Source organism: Pseudomonas sp. NPDC090592 (assembly GCF_044769185.1).
Lineage (GTDB): Bacteria > Pseudomonadota > Gammaproteobacteria > Pseudomonadales > Pseudomonadaceae > Aquipseudomonas.
In genome coordinates, this window is the sequence record NZ_JBIVXJ010000003.1 from 138,013 (window position 1) to 159,547 (window position 21,535).

At 62.5% G+C, this 21,535-nt stretch carries 17 protein-coding genes; 12 read left to right on the forward strand and 5 right to left on the reverse strand.

What is annotated here, in order from left to right:
- Positions 1-14 precede the first annotated feature (14 nt).
- Both gcvH and gcvP read left to right on the forward strand, forming a co-directional pair.
- The gene (gcvH, locus tag ACIQUI_RS03550) at positions 15-398 is read left to right on the forward strand and encodes a glycine cleavage system protein GcvH (RefSeq protein ID WP_403194992.1); all 384 of its coding nucleotides are present in this window, start codon (positions 15-17) and stop codon (positions 396-398) included.
- A gap of 195 nt (positions 399-593) precedes the next feature.
- Positions 594-3,467, forward strand: coding sequence for an aminomethyl-transferring glycine dehydrogenase (gcvP, locus tag ACIQUI_RS03555; RefSeq protein WP_403194994.1), 2,874 nt, complete (start codon positions 594-596; stop codon positions 3,465-3,467).
- A 111-nt stretch (positions 3,468-3,578) separates the two neighbouring features.
- Here the strand turns inward: gcvP and ACIQUI_RS03560 are convergent, their stop codons facing one another.
- The 3 genes from ACIQUI_RS03560 to ACIQUI_RS03570 form a co-directional block, all read right to left on the reverse strand.
- The gene (locus ACIQUI_RS03560) at positions 3,579-3,893 is read right to left on the reverse strand and encodes a DUF2388 domain-containing protein (RefSeq protein WP_403194996.1); all 315 of its coding nucleotides are present in this window, start codon (positions 3,891-3,893) and stop codon (positions 3,579-3,581) included.
- 87 nt (positions 3,894-3,980) lie between these two features.
- Positions 3,981-5,654, reverse strand: a complete 1,674-nt coding sequence (locus tag ACIQUI_RS03565) for a GspE/PulE family protein (RefSeq protein ID WP_403194998.1) — start codon at positions 5,652-5,654, stop codon at positions 3,981-3,983.
- 215 nt (positions 5,655-5,869) lie between these two features.
- A complete protein-coding gene (locus ACIQUI_RS03570) occupies positions 5,870-6,175 on the reverse strand; it encodes a hypothetical protein (RefSeq protein ID WP_403195000.1) in 306 nt (101 codons plus the stop codon).
- Between the two features lie 126 nt (positions 6,176-6,301).
- Here ACIQUI_RS03570 and ACIQUI_RS03575 point away from each other — a divergent pair, with 126 nt between their 5' ends.
- Positions 6,302-6,772, forward strand: coding sequence for an Lrp/AsnC family transcriptional regulator (locus ACIQUI_RS03575; protein ID WP_403195002.1), 471 nt, complete (start codon positions 6,302-6,304; stop codon positions 6,770-6,772).
- Positions 6,773-6,874: 102 nt separating this feature from the next.
- On the opposite strand, the gene ACIQUI_RS03580 is transcribed toward ACIQUI_RS03575, so the two are convergent.
- Entirely contained in the window at positions 6,875-8,242 is a 1,368-nt protein-coding gene (locus ACIQUI_RS03580; RefSeq protein WP_403195003.1) for a CYTH domain-containing protein, read from the reverse strand.
- 230 nt (positions 8,243-8,472) lie between these two features.
- Here ACIQUI_RS03580 and argE point away from each other — a divergent pair, with 230 nt between their 5' ends.
- Complete coding sequence (gene argE / locus ACIQUI_RS03585; RefSeq protein ID WP_403195005.1) at positions 8,473-9,615, forward strand: acetylornithine deacetylase; 1,143 nt, start codon at positions 8,473-8,475, stop codon at positions 9,613-9,615.
- Between the two features lie 124 nt (positions 9,616-9,739).
- Positions 9,740-11,038 carry an amino-acid N-acetyltransferase gene (gene argA / locus ACIQUI_RS03590; RefSeq protein WP_403195007.1) on the forward strand — a complete coding sequence of 433 codons (1,299 nt, stop codon included), beginning with the start codon at positions 9,740-9,742 and terminating at the stop codon, positions 11,036-11,038.
- Positions 11,039-11,189: 151 nt separating this feature from the next.
- Here argA and ACIQUI_RS03595 read toward each other — a convergent pair whose 3' ends face one another.
- Positions 11,190-12,566: a glutamine synthetase family protein gene (locus ACIQUI_RS03595; RefSeq protein ID WP_014592784.1), complete on the reverse strand. Its 1,377-nt coding sequence runs from the start codon at positions 12,564-12,566 to the stop codon at positions 11,190-11,192.
- A 574-nt stretch (positions 12,567-13,140) separates the two neighbouring features.
- Here ACIQUI_RS03595 and ACIQUI_RS03600 point away from each other — a divergent pair.
- The 7 genes from ACIQUI_RS03600 (at position 13,141) to ACIQUI_RS03630 (ending at position 21,451) form a co-directional block, all read left to right on the forward strand.
- Positions 13,141-14,499 carry a glutamine synthetase family protein gene (locus tag ACIQUI_RS03600; RefSeq protein WP_391130567.1) on the forward strand — a complete coding sequence of 453 codons (1,359 nt, stop codon included), beginning with the start codon at positions 13,141-13,143 and terminating at the stop codon, positions 14,497-14,499.
- A 48-nt stretch (positions 14,500-14,547) separates the two neighbouring features.
- Positions 14,548-15,909, forward strand: coding sequence for an aspartate aminotransferase family protein (locus tag ACIQUI_RS03605; RefSeq protein ID WP_403195010.1), 1,362 nt, complete (start codon positions 14,548-14,550; stop codon positions 15,907-15,909).
- Positions 15,910-16,079: 170 nt separating this feature from the next.
- On the forward strand, positions 16,080-17,177 hold the full coding sequence (locus ACIQUI_RS03610; RefSeq protein ID WP_403195012.1) for a polyamine ABC transporter substrate-binding protein: 1,098 nt from the start codon (positions 16,080-16,082) through the stop codon (positions 17,175-17,177).
- A 158-nt stretch (positions 17,178-17,335) separates the two neighbouring features.
- On the forward strand, positions 17,336-18,430 hold the full coding sequence (locus ACIQUI_RS03615; RefSeq protein WP_201201196.1) for a polyamine ABC transporter substrate-binding protein: 1,095 nt from the start codon (positions 17,336-17,338) through the stop codon (positions 18,428-18,430).
- A 71-nt stretch (positions 18,431-18,501) separates the two neighbouring features.
- Complete coding sequence (gene potA / locus ACIQUI_RS03620) at positions 18,502-19,644, forward strand: polyamine ABC transporter ATP-binding protein (RefSeq protein ID WP_403195015.1); 1,143 nt, start codon at positions 18,502-18,504, stop codon at positions 19,642-19,644.
- Positions 19,641-20,561 (forward strand): ABC transporter permease subunit, encoded by a 921-nt coding sequence (locus ACIQUI_RS03625; RefSeq protein ID WP_201201200.1) that lies wholly within the window; start codon positions 19,641-19,643, stop codon positions 20,559-20,561. The genes potA and ACIQUI_RS03625 overlap by 4 nt, the downstream gene beginning before the upstream one ends.
- A complete protein-coding gene (locus tag ACIQUI_RS03630) occupies positions 20,558-21,451 on the forward strand; it encodes an ABC transporter permease subunit (RefSeq protein WP_403195017.1) in 894 nt (297 codons plus the stop codon). Before ACIQUI_RS03625 ends, ACIQUI_RS03630 begins: the two co-directional genes overlap by 4 nt.
- The last annotated feature ends 84 nt before the right edge of the window (positions 21,452-21,535 follow it).

Below are 21,535 nucleotides of genomic sequence, written 5' to 3' on the forward strand. Positions count from 1 at the left end.
GAGGAATTCAAGACATGAGCAATATCCCCGCCGACCTGCGTTTTGCCGAAAGCCACGAGTGGGCTCGCCTGGAAGCCGACGGCACCGTCACCGTGGGCATCAGCGACCACGCCCAGCAAGCCCTGGGTGACGTGGTGTTCGTCGAGCTGGCCGAAGTTGGCAAGGTGTTTGCCGCTGGCGATGCTGCTGGCGTGGTCGAGTCGGTCAAGGCCGCTTCGGACATCTACGCCCCGGTGGATGGCGAAGTGATCGCGGTGAACGAAGACCTGGCAGACAGCCCGGAGCTGCTCAACGAAGAACCTTATGAGTCGTGGATCTTCAAGCTCAAGCCAAGCAACCCTGCCGAGCTGGAAAAGCTGCTGGATGCTGCTGCCTACAAGGCCGCGATCGGCGAGTAAGACCGCGTCGCCTGCTTCGCGGCTAAAGCCGCTCCCACAGGTACTGCACAGCGTCTGATACTTGTGCGGTCCCTGTGGGAGCGGCTTTAGCCGCGAAGAGGCCAGCCCTGCAAAGCAAGTTTCCCCGCACAATCGGCAATCCCTTCCTAGACTTGTAAGTCTCCATGAGAGCTGTTTCAGGAAGAGAGCGTCGTCATGTCCCAGTCGCCGTCCCTGCATCAACTGCAAGAGCTCAACCCTTTCCTGCGTCGCCACCTGGGCCCGGATGCTGCCGAGCAGCAGGCCATGCTCAACGCGCTGGGCGTTGCCAGCCGCACTGAGCTGATCGAGCAGACCGTACCGCCAGACATCCGCCTCAATCGCGCCCTCGACCTGCCCCCGGCACTGGACGAGCAGGCCGCCCTGGCCAAACTTGCCGGCTACGCCGCACAGAACCAGGTGTGGACCAGCCTGATCGGCATGGGCTACCACGGCACCATCACGCCTACGGTCATCCTGCGCAACGTGCTGGAAAACCCCGGTTGGTACACCGCCTACACGCCGTACCAACCCGAAATCGCCCAGGGCCGGCTGGAGGCGTTGCTGAACTTCCAGCAGATGGTCATCGACCTCACCGGGCTGGCGTTGGCCAATGCGTCGCTGCTCGATGAAGCCACCGCCGCCGCCGAAGCCATGGCCCTGGCCAAGCGGGTGGCGCGCAACAAGAGCAACGCCTTCTTTGCCGACCAGCACTGCCACCCGCAGACCCTGTCGGTGCTCAAGACCCGCGCCGAGGGCTTTGGCTTCGAGCTGATCGTCGACACTGTGGATAACCTTGGCAAACACTCGGTGTTTGGCGCTTTGCTGCAATACCCGGATACCCATGGCGAGGTGCGCGACCTGCGCCCGCTGATCGACCAGCTGCACAGCCAGCAGGCAATGGCCTGCGTGGCCGCCGACCTGCTCAGCCTGGTGGTACTCACGCCGCCTGGGGAACTGGGCGCGGATGTAGTGCTGGGTTCGACCCAGCGTTTTGGCGTGCCGATGGGCTACGGCGGCCCACATGCCGCCTACTTCGCCTGCCGCGACGATTACAAGCGGGCCATGCCCGGGCGCATCATCGGCGTATCACGCGACGCCCGTGGCAACACCGCGCTGCGCATGGCCCTGCAAACCCGTGAGCAGCATATCCGCCGCGAGAAGGCCAACTCCAACATCTGCACGGCCCAGGTATTGCTGGCCAACATTGCTGGCTTCTACGCCGTCTACCACGGCCCGGAAGGCCTGCAACGCATCGCCCAGCGCGTACACCGGCTGACCTTCATCCTGGCTGCCGGGCTTGAAGCCAAAGGCATCAAGCGCCTCAACCAGCATTTCTTCGACACCCTTACCCTGGATGTCGGCGGTGCCCAGGCGGCCATTATCGAAAGCGCCGAAGCCGCGCAGATCAACCTGCGTATCCTCGGCCGCGGGCACCTTGGCGTGAGCCTGGACGAAACCTGCAACGAACAGACGGTGCTGCGCTTGCTCGACATCTTCCTCGGTGTGGATCACGGCCTGGAGATCGCCGCCCTTGACCAGTTGGCCCTGCCCGAAGGCATCCCGGCCAGCCTGGTGCGGCGTTCACCCATCCTCGCTCACCCGGTGTTCAACCTGCACCACAGCGAAACCGAAATGCTGCGCTACCTCAAGCAGCTGGAGAACAAGGACCTGGCCCTGAACCAGTCGATGATCCCGCTGGGCTCGTGCACCATGAAACTCAACGCCACCAGCGAGATGATCCCCATCACCTGGCCCGGTTTTGCCCAACTGCACCCATTTGCCCCGGCGGGGCAGGCCACCGGCTACAAGGCGATGATCGACGAGCTGGAAAGCTGGTTGTGCGTGATCACCGGCTTCGATGCCATCTGCATGCAGCCCAACTCCGGCGCCCAGGGCGAGTACGCCGGCCTGATGGCGATTACCCGCTACCACCGCAGCCGCCACCAACCGCAGCGCACGTTGTGCCTGATCCCGTCGTCGGCCCACGGTACCAACCCGGCGTCAGCGCAGATGGCCGGAATGGAGGTGGTGATTGTCGATTGCGACAACGACGGCAACGTCGACCTGGCCGACCTCAAGGCCAAGGCCAGCACCGCCGGAGAGCGCCTGTCGTGCCTGATGATCACCTACCCCTCGACCCATGGTGTGTACGAGGAGGGCATTCGCGAAATCTGCGAAGTGGTGCACCAGCACGGCGGCCAGGTGTACATGGACGGTGCCAACCTCAATGCCCAAGTGGGTTTGGCGCGCCCTGCCGACATTGGTGCCGACGTTTCGCACATGAACCTGCACAAGACCTTCTGCATCCCCCACGGCGGCGGTGGCCCGGGCATGGGGCCGATCGGCATCCGCGCGCACCTCAAGCCGTTTGTCGCCAGCCACCCGGTGGTGCCGGTGCCCGGCCTGGACCCTAACAACAGCGCAGTCAGTGCCGCGCCCTGGGGTAGCGCGAGCATTCTGCCGATCAGCTGGATGTACATCGCCATGATGGGCCCGCAATTGGCTGATGCCAGCGAGGTGGCGATCCTCTCGGCCAACTACCTGGCCAGCCAGTTGGGCGGGGCCTTCCCGGTGCTGTACCGCGGGCGCAACCAGCGCGTGGCGCACGAGTGCATCCTCGACTTGCGGCCGTTGAAGGCGCTGACCGGCATCAGCGAGGAAGATGTGGCCAAGCGCCTGATGGACTATGGCTTCCATGCGCCGACCATGTCGTTCCCGGTGCCGGGCACGCTGATGGTGGAGCCGACCGAGAGCGAGTCGAAGGCCGAGCTGGACCGGTTTATCGAGGCGATGCTGGCGATTCGCGCGGAGATTGCCCAGGTGCAGGAAGGCAACTGGTCGGCGGAGAACAACCCGCTCAAGCATGCGCCGCATACGCTGGAGGATGTGCTGGGGGTGTGGGATCGGCCCTATAGCCAGGCGCAGGCGGTGGCGCCCAGTGCCCACGTGCGCCAGCATAAGTACTGGCCGGCGGTGAACCGGGTCGACAACGTGTATGGGGACCGGAACCTGTTCTGTTCGTGTGTACCGGTGGAGGCGTATCGCTGAGATTGGTGGTGGCTTCTTCGCGGGCTTGCCCGCTCCCACAGGGACCGTGCAGGGCTTGAATATTGTGCAACTCCTGTGGGAGCGGGCAAGCCCGCGAAGCAGGCGACGCGGTTACTCGGCTACCGCATTCTTGGCCAGGATGGCATTGGCCAGTTCCATATCGGAAGCTTGCATCCCCGCGTTCTCAGCCCGTACCTGCTTCAACGCCGCTTCCAGAAACGGCCCACGAATGGCCCCCTCGCTGGCCACGAAGCTGCCGGCATCATCCTGTGCCGCTACTACCAGCTTGTGATCCCGCGAGGTCAGGTAGCTCGATGCCGTGGTCGCACCGGAAGTCATTATGTTACGCCAGAAGGTATCGGCCATGGCCGAGCCCACAGGCAGCGAAAGCAAGGCAGCGGCAGCGATGGCGGTTTTGAGACGCATGTTGAAACACCTCGAAGGGTGAGGGGTTGAAGATGCGCGGTTGGATCTTTTCAGGCGAGGCAAGTTCCTGAATACATAGGCTTTTCGTCAGCTGCAGACGCGCAGCACTTCTTCCTCTCGCGTCTGCCCACTGGCCACTTTCGCCTCGCCACAACGGCGTAGGTCCACCAGGCCGTCGGCCAGTGCCTGGCGCCGCAATCGGGTCAGGTCGGCGTTCGGGCAGATCAGTGCCCGCAGGCTGTCGCTGGGCTCGAGCAGTTCGAACAACCCCGTGCGCCCATGAAAACCGGTACCCCGGCAGGTGCGGCAGTTGGCTGCTGCCGTCGCCCGGCAATCCATGCACAGGGTACGTACCAGCCGCTGGGCCATGACCCCGACCAGGGTCGCCTTGATCAGGTAGTCGGCCACCCCCAGCTCTTGCAGGCGGGTGATCGCCGCGCAGGCGTCGTTGGTATGCAGGGTCGACAGCACCAGATGCCCGGTCAGGGCTGCCTGCACCGCCACCAGCGCGGTTTCGCGGTCGCGGATTTCACCGATCATGATGATGTCCGGGTCCTGGCGCAGTAAAGCCCGCACGCCGTCGGCAAAGCCCAGGTCCAGGGCCGGTTGGACCTGCAACTGGTTGAAGGCCGGCTCAAGTCGTTCAATCGGGTCTTCTATGGTGCACAGGTTGACCTGCGGCGTGGCCAGCAGCTTGAGGCTGGCGTACAGCGTGCTGGTCTTGCCGGAGCCAGTGGGGCCGGTAACCAGGATGATGCCTTGGCGCTGCTGCAACAGGCTTTGCCACTGGGCCAGTTGCCGGCCTTGCAGGCCCAGGCGGTCGAAGCCTTGTTGCAACTGCTGCGGGTCGAACAGGCGCAGCACCAGCTTCTCGCCAAACGGGGTTGGCAGGGTCGACAGCCGCAGTTCTACCTCGCCACCGCCTGGCAGGCGGCTTTGCAGGCGGCCATCTTGCGGCCGGCGTTTTTCCGCGACGTCCATGCGCCCCAGGTGCTTCAGGCGGCTGATCAGGGCCAGGGTTACGCCGGCGGGGAAGCTGTAAACGCTGTGCAGCAGGCCGTCGATGCGGTAGCGCAGACGGCCCTGATCGCGGCGCGGCTCCAGGTGAATGTCGCTGGCGCGCTGTTCAATCGCGTACTGCAGCAGCCAGTCGACGATATGCACGATGTGCGCATCATCGGCGCTGGCTTCGGATTGGCGTTTGCCCAGCTCCAGCAGCTGTTCGAGCTCGCCCAGGCTGGCCGCCTGCTGGTATTGCGCGCCCTTGACCGACTGGGCCAGGCGCTGGAACGACTGCGCTGACTGGCGGATTTGCAACGGGCTGGCCAGCACGCGGCGGATGGGCCGGCCAAGGCTATGAGCCAGGTCGGCATGCCAGTCGTCCTCATAGGGTTGTGCGCTGGCGACGGTGACGCTGGTGGCGTCGGCGGCGACGATGAGAATGCCGTGGCGCTGGGCGAACGCCGGCGAGATCAGCCCACTGACCTGGGGCAGGTCGAGTTGCATGGGATCGATGCGCAGGTAGGGCTGGCCGACCTTGTTGGCCAGCCATTGGCAGAGGTGATCCAGGTCCAGGCATTGGCCTGGGTGCAGGCGGTTCTCCAGTCTGCAGGCGGCTATCTGCTCAAGCGGGTGGCTGGCCGGGTGGGCGGCGGCGTGTTCCAGGACTTGCAGGGTGTCATTGGCGTGCAGGTGCCGGTCGGCGAGCAGGGCCTGGAGCACGCGCTTGAGGTCGAGTGCCGGGTTGTCGGGGGTGTGCATGGTTGCGTCCGTGCCTGATGAGGGTGTGCTGATAAAGGCTAGCCGGACGTGGGGAGGTTGATGGCGGTGAAGGGTTTCGGGATTTTGCGCTGCCGGTACTGGCCTCTTCGCGGGCACGCCCGCTCCCACAGGATCTGCACAGCGTTCGAGGCTTGCGCTGGACCTGTGGGAGCGGGCGTGCCCGCGAAGGGGCCAGAGCAGGAACAACGGATACCTCAGACCACCGCCAGTTCCACCCGCTGCTGGTTGGTCAGGCTCACTTCACCCACGCACACCAGGTTGCGCAGTTTCTGCGCAATCACCTCGGCCCTGTGCCAGCTCAGCCCGCCGATGCCCACCTCGATGTTCAGCCAATCCTCGTGCTGGCTCACCTGCACACTGTGTGGGGTCAGGAATTGCAGGGCAAACAGGTTGAGTACCCGGCACAAGCTGTCGGGTTCGGCTTCGGCCTGCAGGCGATAGTGGACGGTGCTATGGACGTTGCTGGCGGCCCAGGCGTCGGTACGGGGCTGTGCGTTCATGCTGGTCTCCGCGAATGTGGGAGAAATTTTTGCACTTTGGTGGCGGTATTTTTTCGCTATGATTTGATCATTTCGCAATGTTAGCGAATTGATTAATTCAGATATTGGCTTTCAAGAGATTGAATAATGCATAGCGAGCTGGACGCCTACGACCGCCGTATTCTAGAACTGCTGCAAGAGGACGCTTCTCTGTCCAGCGCGCAGATCGCCGAGCGTGTGGGCTTGTCACAATCGCCGTGCTGGCGGCGTATCCAGCGCTTGAAGGAGGAGGGGGTGATTCGCGGGCAGGTGACCTTGCTGGACCGCAAGAAGGTTGGCCTGAACACGCAGATTTTTGCCGAGGTGAAACTGAATGCACATGGGCGCTCCAACTTTACCGAGTTTACCGAGGCAATCCGCGGCTTCCCGGAGGTGCTGGAGTGTTATGTGCTGATGGGGGCGGTGGACTTTTTGCTGCGCATCGTCACCGCGGATATCGAGGCTTATGAGCGATTCTTCTTCGAAAAGCTGTCGAACGTGCCGGGGATTCAGGAAGTGAATTCGATTGTGGCGTTGTCGGAGATCAAGTCCACCACCAGCCTGCCACTGTCGCGGTAAAGCTTTCGCGGGCTTGCCCGCTCCCACAGGTCCTGTGCAGGCTTCAGGCCTGGCGCAATTTCCTGTGGGAGCGGGCGCGCCCGCGAAGCAGGCGACGCGGTATCACGCCTTGAGCAGGTGCTTCCAGCCACGGCTCTGGTCCACAGCCCGAGCTTGCTCGATACGTGCCTCAAGCACTTCATCGCTGATCGGCAGCTCTGCCAGCTCATGCAGTTTCTTCAGGTCGCCATACAAGCGGTCCATCTGCGGCGCCTCCAGTACCTGACGGGCATGGTGCAGCCAGGCCAGCAGCTGTTCGATACGCGGCAACTGCTCGGCCAGGTCTTCCGGGCGCTGGGTGTACAGCGGCAGCTTCAGCGCTCGGCCTTCTTCGCCCAGCAAATGCCCCAGCCAGCTGGCCAGTTGCGCTTTGCCCTGGCGTTCGCCACGGCCCTTGCGCTCTGAGGTCCAGGCACGGGCCAGCAGCCAGCGCGAGGTTTCCAGCGAGAACTGGCCCCAACGCACGTCCTCCAGCTCTTCGGCGAATTGCTCGGGGGCGGCGCGGCGGATGTCTTCGTCATCGTTGCCGGCTTGTACCAGCGGGCGCCAGTCTTCCAGCAAGGCATCAAGGCTGCTGCGCAGGTCGCGGGTAGTGGCACGCGGCGCGGCCTGGCCCAGGCTGGCGGTGATGGCGCGCAGCTCGCTCAGGCACGCGACCCAATCCTGCAGCAGGCGCCAGTGGCCATTATGGCGATATTGCTCAGCCAGGCGCTGGCTGCTGCCCAGCAGTTGCCAGGCCAGCGCGGCGTAGGCGTCGTCCACGGCCATTTCGGCGTCCAGCTCGGTGTGCGGCAGGCCCAGCTCGTAGCTGTCCGGCTCCAGCAGGCGGTAGCCACGCTCGGCCTTGCTGATGTCGCAGGGCATCAGTGGCAGGCTGGCGGCCAGCTCGGCGGCCAGTTCCAGCAGGGCTTGCGGTTCACCCTCGCGCAGTTCGAGTTCCAGCTCGCAGATCTCTTCCTTGCGCTTGCCGGCCACCACGAAGCCCTGGTCCAGCGCGGCCTCGATCACGACTTTGCTCTTGCCTCGGCCCCAGGCGATTTCAGCGAACTCGCGGGTGAAGTCGGTGGTGAACAGTGGCTTGATGGTCTTTTTGTCCAGCTCGGCGAGTTGCTCGGGCCAGCAGGTGGCGTCGAGCTTTTTCAGGTCGAGCTTGGCTTTGTCCAGGTTCCACTCGTACTCGTTGCGCTCGGACAGGCCCGCCACACTCTGGCCGCGGCACTTGAGGGTCTGGATGACCACATCGCCATCGCGGCGCAGGCGCAGGGCGACACGCGCGGCGGACAGCTCACGCTCGGGGGTGTCGAAGTACTGGTTGGTCAGTTCGCGGGTCTGCCAGCCGGACTTGTTGCGCTTTTTCAGCAGAGGGTGCTCGCGCAGGGCGGCAAGGGTCTCGCGGCTGGCGCGGAGCTTGAGTTCGGTTTCTTTGTGCATCACAGACTCGAAGGAGGGGGCGTGGTTGGCAAGGAGTTTACAGCAGTCGGCTGTGGTCTGTTGGATCGTGGTGGTTTCTTCGCGGGCTCGCCCGCTCCCACAGGTGAAACGCGGCTCTTGAGGGCAGTGATATCCCTGTGGGAGCGGGCAAGCCCGCGAAGAAGGCCACACGGTTGCCCTGCGAACGAATGGCATTGCTATGATGGGCAACGCTTCCAAGGAGTACGCGCATGCCGTTGCCGACGCTGAAAGACCAGTTTGCCGCCTTGATCGCCGCGCCTTCGGTCAGTTGCACCCAACCTGCGCTGGACCAGTCCAACCGCCAGGTCATCGACCTGCTGGCGGGGTGGCTGGGCGACCTGGGTTTCAAATGTGACATCCAGCAGGTCACCCCCGGCAAGTTCAACCTGCTGGCCAGCCGCGGCACAGGCCCGGGTGGCCTGGTGCTGGCCGGGCATAGCGACACCGTACCCTACGACGAACAGCTGTGGAGCAGCGACCCGCTGAAGCTGACCGAGGTCGATGGCCGCTGGGTGGGCCTGGGCAGCTGTGACATGAAAGGCTTCTTCGCCTTGGTCATCGAGGCGGTCATCCCGCTGCTGGAGCACGACTTCAAGCAGCCACTGCTGATCCTTGCCACCTGCGACGAAGAAAGCTCCATGTCCGGTGCCCGCGCCTTGGCCGAGGCCGGCCAGCCGCTGGGCCGTGCGGCGGTGATCGGCGAGCCGACCGGCCTGCGGCCGATCCGCATGCACAAGGGCATTCTCATGGACCGCATCGACATCCTCGGGCGCAGCGGCCATTCGTCGGACCCAAACCTGGGCCGTAGTGCCATGGAGGCCATGCACGCGGTCATGGGCGAGCTGATGGGCCTGCGCCAGCACTGGCAGCAAACCTACAGCAACCCGCAATTCACCGTGCCCACCCCGACCATGAACTTTGGCTGCATCCACGGTGGCGACAACCCTAACCGCATTTGCGGCCAGTGCGCCCTGGAGTTCGACCTGCGGCCGTTGCCGGGCATGGATGTGGAGCAACTGCGTGCCGCCATTCGCGACAAGCTGGTGCCCGTGGCCGAGCGCCATGATGTGCGCATCGACTACGCGCCGCTGTTCCCGGAGGTTCCGCCGTTCGAGCAGGCGGCCGACGCCGAGCTGGTACAAGTGGCAGAGCGCCTGACCGGCCATCGCGCCGAAGCGGTGGCGTTCGGCACCGAAGCACCTTATCTTCAGCAGCTGGGCTGCCAGACCATCGTGCTCGGCCCTGGCGATATCGCCTGTGCCCACCAGCCCGGCGAATACCTTGAAATGTCACGAATCGAGCCTACCGTGCGTCTATTGCGTGACTTGATCCGGCACTATTGCCTGGACTAAACGTCCATTGACCTGATTCGTTCCTGCCTAGAGGAGACCGCGCGTGACCGCAAGCCTGTTCCGACGATGATCCTGAACGCCCCCTGTATCGCCGTTCTCCGTCCACTTATCCACAGGCCCTGTCATGCCCGACTACGTCAACTGGCTGCGTCATGCCTCCCCGTACATCAATGCCCATCGCGACTGCACCTTCGTGGTCATGCTCCCTGGCGATGGGGTGGAACACCCTAATTTCGGCAACATCGTCCATGACCTGGTGCTGCTGCACAGCCTTGGCGTGCGGTTGGTGCTGGTGCATGGCTCGCGCCCGCAGATCGAAAGCCGCCTGGCTGATCGCGGGCTGACCCCGCATTACCACCATGGCCTGCGCATCACCGACGCAGCCACCCTGGACTGCGTGATCGATGCCGTGGGTGCCCTGCGCCTGGCCATCGAGGCGCGCCTGTCGATGGACATCGCTGCTTCGCCGATGCAGGGCTCACGCCTGCGTGTAGCGTCTGGCAACCTGGTGACCGCACGGCCGATCGGCGTGCTCGAAGGGGTGGACTACCACCACACCGGCGAAGTGCGCCGGGTCGACCGCAAGGGCATCAGCCGCCTGCTGGATGAGCGTTCCATCGTGCTGCTGTCGCCACTGGGCTACTCGCCAACCGGCGAGATTTTCAACCTGGCCTGCGAAGACGTGGCCACCCGCGCTGCCATCGAGCTGGGCGCTGACAAGCTGCTGCTGTTCGGTGCCGAGCCGGGGCTGCTGGATGCCGACGGCAAGCTGGTACGGGAGCTGCGCCCGCAGCAGGTTGCCCCGCATCTTCAGCGCTTGGGTAGCGACTACCAGAGCGAGTTGCTGGATGCTGCCGCCGAGGCCTGCAAAGGCGGTGTGGCACGCAGCCATATCGTCAGTTATGCCGAAGACGGCGCCTTGCTGACCGAGCTGTTCACCCGTGGCGGTGGCGGTACGCTGGTGTCGCAGGAGCAGTTCGAAGTGGTGCGCGAGGCCACCATCGAGGACGTGGGTGGCTTGCTGGAGCTGATCAGCCCGCTGGAAGAACAGGGCATCCTGGTGCGTCGTTCGCGCGAGGTGCTGGAGCGGGAGATCGAGCAGTTCAGCGTGGTTGAACGCGAGGGCATGATCATCGCCTGCGCGGCGCTGTACCCGATAGCCGATTCCGAGGCAGGGGAACTGGCGTGCCTGGCGGTGAACCCGGAGTACCGTCATGGCGGGCGTGGCGATGAATTGCTGGAGCGCATCGAGAGCCGGGCGCGGCAGATGGGGCTGAATACCTTGTTCGTGCTTACCACGCGTACTGCGCACTGGTTCCGTGAGCGTGGCTTTGCGCCGAGCGGGGTAGAGCGGCTGCCGGCGGCGCGGGCTTCGCTGTACAACTACCAGCGCAATTCGAAGATTTTCGAGAAGTCTCTGTAAGCCTGTGCCGGCCTCTTCGCGGGCTCGCCCGCTCCCACAGGATAATCACAAGGCCTGAAACCTGTGATGTACCTGTGGGAGCGGGCAAGCCCGCGAAGCAGGCGACACCGATCTCAAACAACAACGCCGCCCTTAGGGGCGGCGTTTTTGATTACACGGTATGCAGGTACCAGTTGTACTCGAGGTCGGAGATCGAGTGTTCGAACTCCTCCAGCTCGCTCTCCTTGCACGCGACGAAGATGTCGATGTACTTCGGATCGATGTACTTGTTCAGGATCTCGCTGTCGTCCAGCTCGCGCAGGGCATCGCGCAGGTTGTTCGGCAGGCTCTGCTCCAGCTGTTCGTACGAGTTGCCTTCGATCGGGGCGCCCGGCTCGATCTTGTTGGTCAGGCCATGGTGCACACCGGCCAACACAGCAGCCATCATCAGGTACGGGTTGGCGTCGGCACCGGCCACGCGGTGCTCGATGCGCACGGCGTCCGCCGAGCCAGTCGGCACGCGCAGGGCCACGGTGCGGTTGTCCAGGCCCCAGCTTGGCGCGTTCGGTACATAGAACTGCGCACCAAAGCGGCGGTACGAGTTGACGTTCGGGCAAAGGAACGCCATGGACGCGGGCAGGGTCTCGAGCACACCGCCGACAGCGTGACGTAACGCGGCGTTCTGCTCGGGATCCTCGCTGGTGAAGATGTTGTTGCCATCTTTGTCCAGCACGGAAATGTGTACATGCAGGCCGTTGCCTGCCTGGCCCGGGTAGGGCTTGGCCATGAAGGTGGTGTCCATTTCATGGTCGTACGCAATGTTCTTGATCAAGCGCTTGAGCAGTACCGCGTAGTCGCAGGCCTTGAGCGGGTCGGCCACGTGGTGCAGGTTGACTTCGAACTGCGCCGGGGCGCTTTCCTTGACGATGGCGTCGGCCGGGATGCCTTGTTCCTTCGCGCCTTCGAGGATGTCCTGCAGGCAGTCGGCATATTCATCGAGGTCGTCGATCAGGTACACCTGGGTCGACTGCGGGCGCTTGCCCGAAATAGGCGAGCGTGGTGGCTGCGGGCGGCCATTCACGTTCTCCTGGTCGATCAGGTAGAACTCCAGCTCGAACGCGGCGCAGATGGTCAGGCCCATGTCAGTGAACTTGCTCACCACCTGGCGCAGCACTTCACGCGGGTCGGCGAAGAACGGCTCGCCTTCCAGCTCGTGCATGGTCATCAGCAGCTGGGCGGTAGGGCGCTTTTGCCACGGTTCGTTACAGAGTGTGTCGGGGATTGGATAGCAGATGCGGTCGGCATCGCCGATATCCAGACCCAGCCCGGTGCTTTCGACGGTGGAACCGTTGATGTCCAGGGCGAAGAGGGAGGCCGGCAGGTTGATGCCTTTCTCGTAAACCTTGTGGAGGCTGGTGCGCTCAATGCGCTTGCCACGCACCACACCATTCATATCTGCAATCAGAAGGTCAACGTAGAGAACCTCAGGATGTTCCTTAAGGAACGCGTTCGCTTCGTTAAGCTGAACGGCACGCGGGGGTACCGACATGATGCAACACCTTTGTTGTTAAAAATATCAATCAAGGGGGGCTTGCAAGACCAGTCAATCGAAAAGCCCAACTGATGTCAAGCCAACCCCATGATGCCCTGAAATGGCACATCTACGGCAGATTTGCTGCATATCGGGGCGTGCCATTATCCGCTATTTCACCTGTGAAGGGCTATCTCAAGCGTGCCGTGTTTTATTTTTTACGCAGGTGTTGTGTAAAAAAATGAACAAGGCTAAGCTCGGTCTCAACCCAAAACACAATAATACGAGGGTCACATGGTCCGCTTGCCGCGACCTGAAAGCACTGCCTGCGCAGTGCCATCGGGTACCTCCGCCGTTTTTGCAAGCTTCGTCAATGGCGTGGCCGCCCTGGCCGCAATAATTGACGTTTGGCGTACCCGGACACGCCCTCGTAGCGGCTTGCCGCCTTTCGCTTCGTCTTTCTGCCTATCGAACTCATTACGGATACAGCTGTTTTCAGTGTATCCACTGTGGCTCTGCGCGGGTGTTTTTGCTTTAGCAACCTACACCATCCAGAATCAAGTCGCGGACCACCTTACCTCCTGAGGTATTTATGAGTAACAACCTCGACCAGCTCACCGATTGGTTGAAAGAGCACAAGATCACCGAAGTCGAATGCATGATCAGTGACCTGACCGGCATCACGCGCGGCAAGATTTCGCCTACCAACAAATTTATCGCCGAAAAAGGCATGCGCCTGCCCGAGAGCGTGCTGCTGCAGACCGTGACCGGCGACTACGTCGACGACGACATCTATTACGAACTGCTCGACCCGGCCGACATCGACATGATCTGCCGCCCCGACGAGAACGCCGTGTTCCTGGTGCCGTGGGCCATCGAGCCGACTGCCCAGGTGATCCACGACACCTACGACAAGAAGGGCAACCCGGTCGAACTGTCGCCGCGCAACGTGCTGAAGAAGGTATTGAAACTCTACGCCGACAAGGGCTGGCAGCCGATTGTGGCGCCCGAGATGGAGTTCTACCTGACCAAGCGCAGCGAAGACCCGGACTTCCCCCTGCAACCGCCGGTTGGCCGTTCGGGGCGCCCGGAAACCGGCCGCCAGTCGTTCTCGATCGAAGCTGCAAACGAATTCGACCCGCTGTTCGAAGACGTCTACGACTGGTGCGAACTGCAGCAGCTGGACCTGGACACACTGATCCACGAAGACGGCACGGCGCAGATGGAAATCAACTTCCGTCACGGCAACGCCCTGCACCTGGCCGACCAGATCCTCGTGTTCAAGCGCACCATGCGCGAAGCTGCGCTCAAGCACAACGTGGCCGCCACCTTCATGGCCAAGCCGATGACCGGCGAGCCGGGCAGTGCCATGCACCTGCACCAGAGCGTGGTCGACGTGGCCACCGGCAAGAACATCTTCAGTAACGAAGACGGCAGCATGAGCGAGCTGTTCCTCAACCACATTGGTGGCCTGCAGAAGTTCATCCCCGAGGCGCTGCCGCTGTTCGCCCCCAACGTCAACTCGTTCCGTCGCTTCCTGCCCGACACTTCGGCGCCGGTTAACGTGGAGTGGGGCGAAGAGAACCGCACCGTCGGCCTGCGCGTACCGGATGCCGGCCCTCAAAGCCGCCGGGTCGAGAACCGCCTGCCGGGCGCCGACGCCAATCCGTACCTGGCCATCGCCGCCAGCCTGCTGTGTGGCTACATCGGCATGGTCGAAGGCATCGAAGCCAGCGCGCCCGTACAGGGCCGTGGCTATGAGCGCCGCAACCTGCGCTTGCCGCTGACCATCGAAGACGCCCTGGAACGCATGGAAAACAGCCGTGCGCTGGTGCAGTACCTGGGCAAGAAATTCATTACCGGCTACGTCGCCACCAAACGCGCCGAGCACGAAAACTTCAAGCGTGTCATCAGTTCCTGGGAGCGTGAGTTCCTGCTGTTCGCTGTCTGATCAACCTTGGTGCCGCTGGAGCGCGGCTGTCGAACAACGGAGAAGCACATGAGCGTCAACAACCCGCAAACCCGTGAATGGCAAACCCTGAGCGGGGAGCACCATCTCGCACCTTTCAGTGACTACAAGCAGCTGAAAGAGAAGGGGCCGCGCATCATCACCAAGGCCCAGGGTGTGCATTTGTGGGACAGCGAGGGGCACAAGATTCTCGACGGCATGGCCGGCCTGTGGTGCGTGGCGGTCGGTTACGGCCGTGAAGAGCTGGTGCAGGCGGCAGAAAAGCAGATGCGCGAGCTGCCCTACTACAACCTGTTCTTCCAGACCGCCCACCCGCCTGCGCTGGAGCTGGCCAAAGCGATCACCGACGTGGCGCCAGAGGGCATGACCCATGTGTTCTTCACCGGCTCCGGCTCCGAAGGCAACGACACCGTGCTGCGCATGGTCCGCCACTACTGGGCGCTGAAAGGCAAACCACAGAAGCAGACCATCATCGGCCGCATCAACGGCTACCACGGCTCTACTGTGGCCGGTGCCAGCCTGGGCGGCATGAGTGGCATGCACGAGCAGGGCGGCCTGCCGATCCCGGGTATCGTGCACATCCCGCAGCCGTACTGGTTTGGCGAAGGCGGCGACATGACCCCGGATGAATTCGGTGTGTGGGCCGCCGAGCAGCTGGAACAGAAAATCCTCGAAGTCGGCGAAGACAACGTTGCCGCCTTCATCGCCGAGCCGATCCAGGGCGCGGGCGGCGTGATCATCCCGCCTGAGACCTACTGGCCGAAGGTGAAAGAGATCCTTGCCAAGTACGACATCCTGTTCGTCGCCGACGAAGTGATCTGCGGTTTCGGCCGCACCGGCGAGTGGTTTGGCGCCGACTACTACGGCCTCAAGCCCGACCTGATGACCATCGCCAAGGGGCTGACTTCCGGTTACATCCCCATGGGCGGTGTGATCGTGCGTGACACCGTGGCCAAGGTGATCAGCGAAGGCGGTGACTTCAACCACGGTTTCACCTACTCCGGGCACCCGGTGGCGGCCGCCGTGGGCCTGGAAAACCTGCGCATCCTGCGCGACGAGAAAATTGTCGAGAAGGCGCGCACCGAAGCGGCACCGTATTTGCAAAAGCGTTTGCGTGAGCTGCAGGACCACCCGCTGGTGGGCGAGGTACGCGGCCTGGGCCTGCTCGGTGCGATCGAGCTGGTCAAGGACAAGGCCACCCGCAGCCGTTACGAAGGCAAGGGCGTAGGCATGATCTGCCGTAACTTCTGCTTCGAGAACGGCCTGATCATGCGTGCGGTGGGCGACACCATGATCATCGCGCCGCCGCTTGTGATAAGCCACGCGGAGATCGACGAGCTGGTGGAAAAGGCCCGCAAGTGCCTGGACCTCACCCTCGAAGCGATCAACTGAGCACCTGCTAGGCTAGCGATGTGACATTAAGTCGTTACATGGCCCTGCTTTCCTTGAAACAGGGCCTTGTAACTTGCCAGACTAGCGGCTGCTTCAGTCGCCCAAACGCGTGTACTGCGGGACCTGGCTGCTGAACGGATGGCTAATCAAAAAAATCTGGAGCATGACGCATGAATAAAATGGGCAAGACGTTGCTGGCCGCAGCCCTGATGGGTGCCATGGCTACTGCTGCACAGGCTGAAGACAAAGTGTTGAATGTCTACAACTGGTCGGACTACATCGCTCCGGACACCATCGCCAAGTTCGAGAAGCAGACCGGTATCAAGGTCAAGTACGACGTCTTCGACAGCAACGAAACCCTCGAAGCCAAGCTGCTGGCCGGCAAATCGGGTTACGACATCGTGGTGCCGTCCAACAACTTCCTGGCCAAGCAGATCAAGGCTGGCGTGTACGAAGAACTGGACCGCACCAAGCTGCCAAACTGGAAAAACCTCGACCCGGACCTGCTCAAGGCCGTGGGCGATGCCAGCGACAATGGCAACAAGCACGCCTTCCCGTACATGTGGGGCTCGATCGGCATCGGCTACAACCCGGAGAAGGTCAAGGCCGCGCTGGGCGTGGACCACATCGACTCGTGGGATGCCGTGTTCAAGCCTGAGAACATTGCCAAGCTCAAAAGCTGCGGTGTGAGCTTCCTGGATGCCCCGACCGAAATGCTGCCGGCTGCGCTGCACTACCTGGGCCTGCCAAGCAACAGCACCAAGAAAGAAGACCTGAAGGCTGCCGAGGACCTGTTCCTCAAGATCCGTCCTTCGATCACCTACTTCCACTCGTCCAAGTACATCGGCGACATGGCCAACGGCAACATCTGCGTGGCCGTCGGTTACTCGGGTGACCTGGAGCAGTCCAAGGCCCGCGCCCACGAAGCCGGCGACAAGGTCAAAGTGGATTACATCATTCCGAAAGAAGGTGCCGGTACCTTCTACGACATGGTCGCCATCCCCAAGGATGCCGAGCATAAAGACGCTGCCTACCAGTTCATGAACTTCCTGATGCAGCCGGAAATCATGGCTGAAATCACCAACGCCGTACGCTTCCCGAATGGCAACGCTGCCGCTACACCGTTCGTGGACAAGGACATCACCAGCGACCCGAGCATCTACCCGCCAGCCGACGTGAAGAAGCAGCTGTACGCAATCGCTGCGCCTGATGCTTCGGTACAGCGTGTGATCACCCGCAGCTGGACCAAGATCAAGTCGGGCAAGTAACCCCGATGCGGCACCTCTGGGCCGGGGTTTTCCGGCCCAGAGCCAGTGAAAGGCAATTGATGATTGCGGCATCGAAGCTGCGAAGGTAAGTTGCGCGCCGGTTTTGCGTGTGCGGCAGCATTGTCGCTACCCAGGCACTGATTGTGAGGACCACCCACTTGTCTATTTCTGTATTCCGCAAGGCCTTGCTGGCTGGCGCGGGCCTGACGCTGGCATGCAGCGTCCAAGCGGCGCCAACGGTGCACTTCTATAACTGGTCCGATTACATCGGCCCGACCACGCTCGCGGACTTCGAGAAAGCCACGGGCATCAAGCCCGTGCAGGACGTGTTCGACTCCAACGAAACCCTGGAAGGCAAGCTGCTGGCCGGCAACACCGGCTATGACGTGGTGGTGCCGTCCAACCATTTCCTCGGCAAGCAGATCAAGGCGGGCGCGTTCCAGAAGCTCGACAAGAACCTGCTGCCCAATTATTCCAACCTCGACCCGGCGTTGATGAAGCGCCTGGAAAAGAACGACCCGGGCAACCAGTACGCGGTGCCTTACCTGTGGGGCACCAACGGCATCGGTTACAACGTCGACAAGGTCAAGGCCGCGCTGGGCGTGGACACCATCGACTCCTGGGCCGTGCTGTTCGAACCCGAGAACATGAAGAAGCTCTCCAAGTGCGGTGTAGCCTTCCTCGACTCGGCGGACGAAATGCTCCCCGCGGTACTCAACTACATGGGCCTCAACCCCAACAGCACCGACCCCAAGGATTACGCCAAGGCCGAGCAGAAGCTGCTGGCCGTGCGCCCGTACGTGACCTACTTCCACTCGTCCAAGTACATCACCGACCTGGCCAACGGCGACATCTGCGTCGCGGCAGGTTTCTCGGGTGATGTGTTCCAGGCCAAGGCCCGCGCTGAAGAAGCGAAGAAGGGCGTGAACCTGGCCTACGCCATTCCCAAGGAAGGCGGCAATCTCTGGTTCGACGTGCTGGCGATTCCCAAGGACGCCAAAAACGTGAAAGAGGCGCATGCCTTCATCAACTATTTGCTGAAACCTGAGGTTATCGCCCAGGTCAGTGATTACGTCGGTTACGCCAACCCGAACCCCAAGGCTGGCGACCTGATGGACCAGGCCGTGAGGACTGACGCCGCGGTTTACCCACCGCAGGAAGTGCTGGACAAGATGTTCGTGAACTCAGAGTTGCCACCCAAGGTGCAACGGCTGATGACCCGTAGCTGGACCAAGGTCAAGTCGGGCAAGTAATTATCCAGACCCGCTGCGGTACCTGGAATACAGGCCGCGCGGGCACAAAAATCTTGTTGGGAGTTTCACTCATGGCAGTTGCCTCCGGTGCCTATAAAAAAGCCCTCGAGGGTGGCCAGCAACCCAAGCAGGTGCTGGTCAAGATCGACCGGGTTACGAAAAAATTCGACGAAACCGTAGCCGTGGACGATGTGTCCCTGGAAATCCGCAAGGGCGAGATCTTCGCCCTGCTGGGCGGCTCCGGTTCCGGCAAGTCCACCTTGCTGCGCATGCTGGCCGGCTTCGAGCGCCCGACTGAAGGGCGGATCTTCCTCGATGGCGTCGACATCACCGACATGCCGCCTTACGAGCGGCCGATCAACATGATGTTCCAGTCCTATGCGCTGTTCCCGCACATGACCGTGGCGCAGAACATCGCCTTCGGCCTGCAGCAGGACAAGATGCCCAAGGCCGAGATCGACGCCCGCGTGGCCGAGATGCTCAAGCTGGTGCACATGACCCAGTACGCCAAGCGCAAGCCGCACCAGCTGTCCGGTGGCCAGCGTCAGCGTGTGGCCCTGGCCCGCTCGCTGGCCAAGCGCCCCAAGCTGCTGCTGCTCGACGAGCCGATGGGTGCACTGGACAAGAAACTGCGTTCGCAGATGCAGCTGGAACTGGTGGAGATCATCGAGCGCGTGGGTGTGACCTGCGTGATGGTGACCCACGACCAGGAAGAGGCCATGACCATGGCCCAGCGCATCGCCATCATGCATCTGGGCTGGATCGCCCAGATCGGTTCGCCGGTGGATATCTACGAGACGCCGACCAGCCGCCTGGTGTGCGAGTTCATCGGTAACGTCAACCTGTTCGAAGGCGATGTGGTTGATGATGCCGAAGGCCACGCGATCATTGCCAGCCCCGAGCTGGAGCGCAAGATCTACGTGGGCCACGGCATCACCACCTCGGTCGAAGACAAGCACATCACCTACGCACTGCGCCCTGAAAAACTGCTGGTGACAACCAGCCAGCCAGAGTTCGAGCACAACTGGTCGCGCGGCAAGGTCCATGACATCGCCTACCTGGGCGGCCACTCGGTGTTCTACGTGGAGCTGCCGAGCGGCAAGGTCGTGCAATCGTTCGTGGCCAACGCCGAGCGCCAGGGCACCCGACCGACCTGGGGCGATGAAGTGTACGTGTGGTGGGAAGACGACAGCGGCGTGGTACTGCGGTCATGAAACTGCGTAAGCTCAAGCGAGCCTTCCAGCGCCTGACCCCGCAGGGGCGGCATGTGGTGATCGGCGTGCCGTTCATCTGGCTGTTCCTGTTCTTCATGCTGCCGTTCTTCATCGTGCTGAAGATCAGCTTCGCCGAAGCCGACGTGGCGATCCCGCCGTATACCGAGATCTACAGCTACGTCGAAGACAAGATCCAGCTTGTACTCAACCTGGCCAACTACGGCCTGCTGACCGAGGATGAGCTGTACCTCTCGGCCTACCTGGGTTCGTTGAAGATGGCCTTCTTCAGCACCCTGCTGTGCCTGCTGATCGGCTTCCCGATGGCCTATGCCATCGCCAACGCCAAGAAGGAGACGCAGACGGTATTGCTGCTGCTGATCATGATGCCGACCTGGACCGCGATCCTGATCCGCGTCTATGCCTGGATGGGCATCCTCAGCAACAACGGCCTGCTCAACGGCTTCCTGATGTGGACCGGGTTGATCGACCAGCCGCTGCAGATCCTCAACACCAACCTGGCGGTGTACATCGGCGTGGTCTATTCGTACCTGCCGTTCATGATCCTGCCGCTGTTCGCCAACCTGGTGAAGCATGACCCGGCGTTGCTGGAGGCGGCTTCGGACCTGGGGTCGAGCACCTTCAACAGCTTCTGGAAGATCACCGTGCCGCTGTCGAAAAACGGCATCATCGCCGGTTGCATGCTGGTGTTCATCCCGGTGGTGGGCGAGTTCGTGATTCCGGAACTGCTCGGCGGCCCGGAAACCCTGATGATCGGTAAAGTGCTGTGGCAAGAGTTCTTCAACAACCGTGACTGGCCGGTGGCATCTGCGCTGGCGGTAGTGATGCTGGCGATCCTGATCGTGCCTATCCTGCTGTTCAACCGCAGCCAGGCCAAAGAGATGGAGGGCCGCGCATGAAACGCTTCAGTTTCTCCAAGCTGATGCTGGTGCTCGGCTTGCTGTTCATCTACCTGCCGATGCTGATCCTGGTGATCTACTCGTTCAACGCCTCGAAGCTGGTGACGGTGTGGGGCGGCTGGTCGGTGAAGTGGTACGTTGGCCTGCTCGACAACACCCAGCTGATGGGTTCGGTGATGCGCTCGCTGGAAATCGCCTGCTACACGGCGGTGGCGGCGGTGGCGCTGGGTACCCTGGCGGCCTTCGTGCTGACCCGGGTCACCCGCTTCAAGGGCCGCACGCTGTTCGGTGGCCTGGTCACCGCACCGCTGGTCATGCCCGAGGTGATCACCGGTCTGTCGCTGTTGCTGCTGTTCGTGGCCATGGCGCAGATGATCGGCTGGCCGCAGGAGCGCGGCATCGTCACCATCTGGATCGCCCACACCACGTTCTGTGCGGCGTATGTGGCGGTGGTGGTGTCGGCCCGCCTGCGTGAGCTGGACCTGTCGATCGAGGAAGCGGCGATGGACCTGGGTGCCAAGCCGTGGAAGGTGTTCTTCCTGATCACCATCCCGATGATCGCGCCATCGCTGGCGGCGGGCGGCATGATGTCGTTCGCCCTGTCGCTGGATGACCTGGTACTGGCCAGCTTTGTGTCCGGCCCGGGTTCGACCACCTTGCCGATGGAAGTGTTCTCGGCGGTGCGGTTGGGTGTGAAGCCAGAGATCAACGCCGTGGCCAGTTTGATTCTGCTGTCGGTCTCGCTGGTGACCTTCTTTGTCTGGTTCTTCAGCCGCCGTGCCGAAGAGAATCGCCGCCGGGCGATTCAGCAGGCCATCGAAGAAGGCGCTGCGGCCAATGCTTCGCAGCCGCAGGTCAAGCGCCCGGCGCAGGTGGCTGCGTCCGCCTGACCCGGCCCCTTCGCGGGCTTGCCCGCTCCCACAGGTACAGCGCAAGTCTCAAGGCCTGCGCTCTCCCTGTGGGAGCGGGCAAGC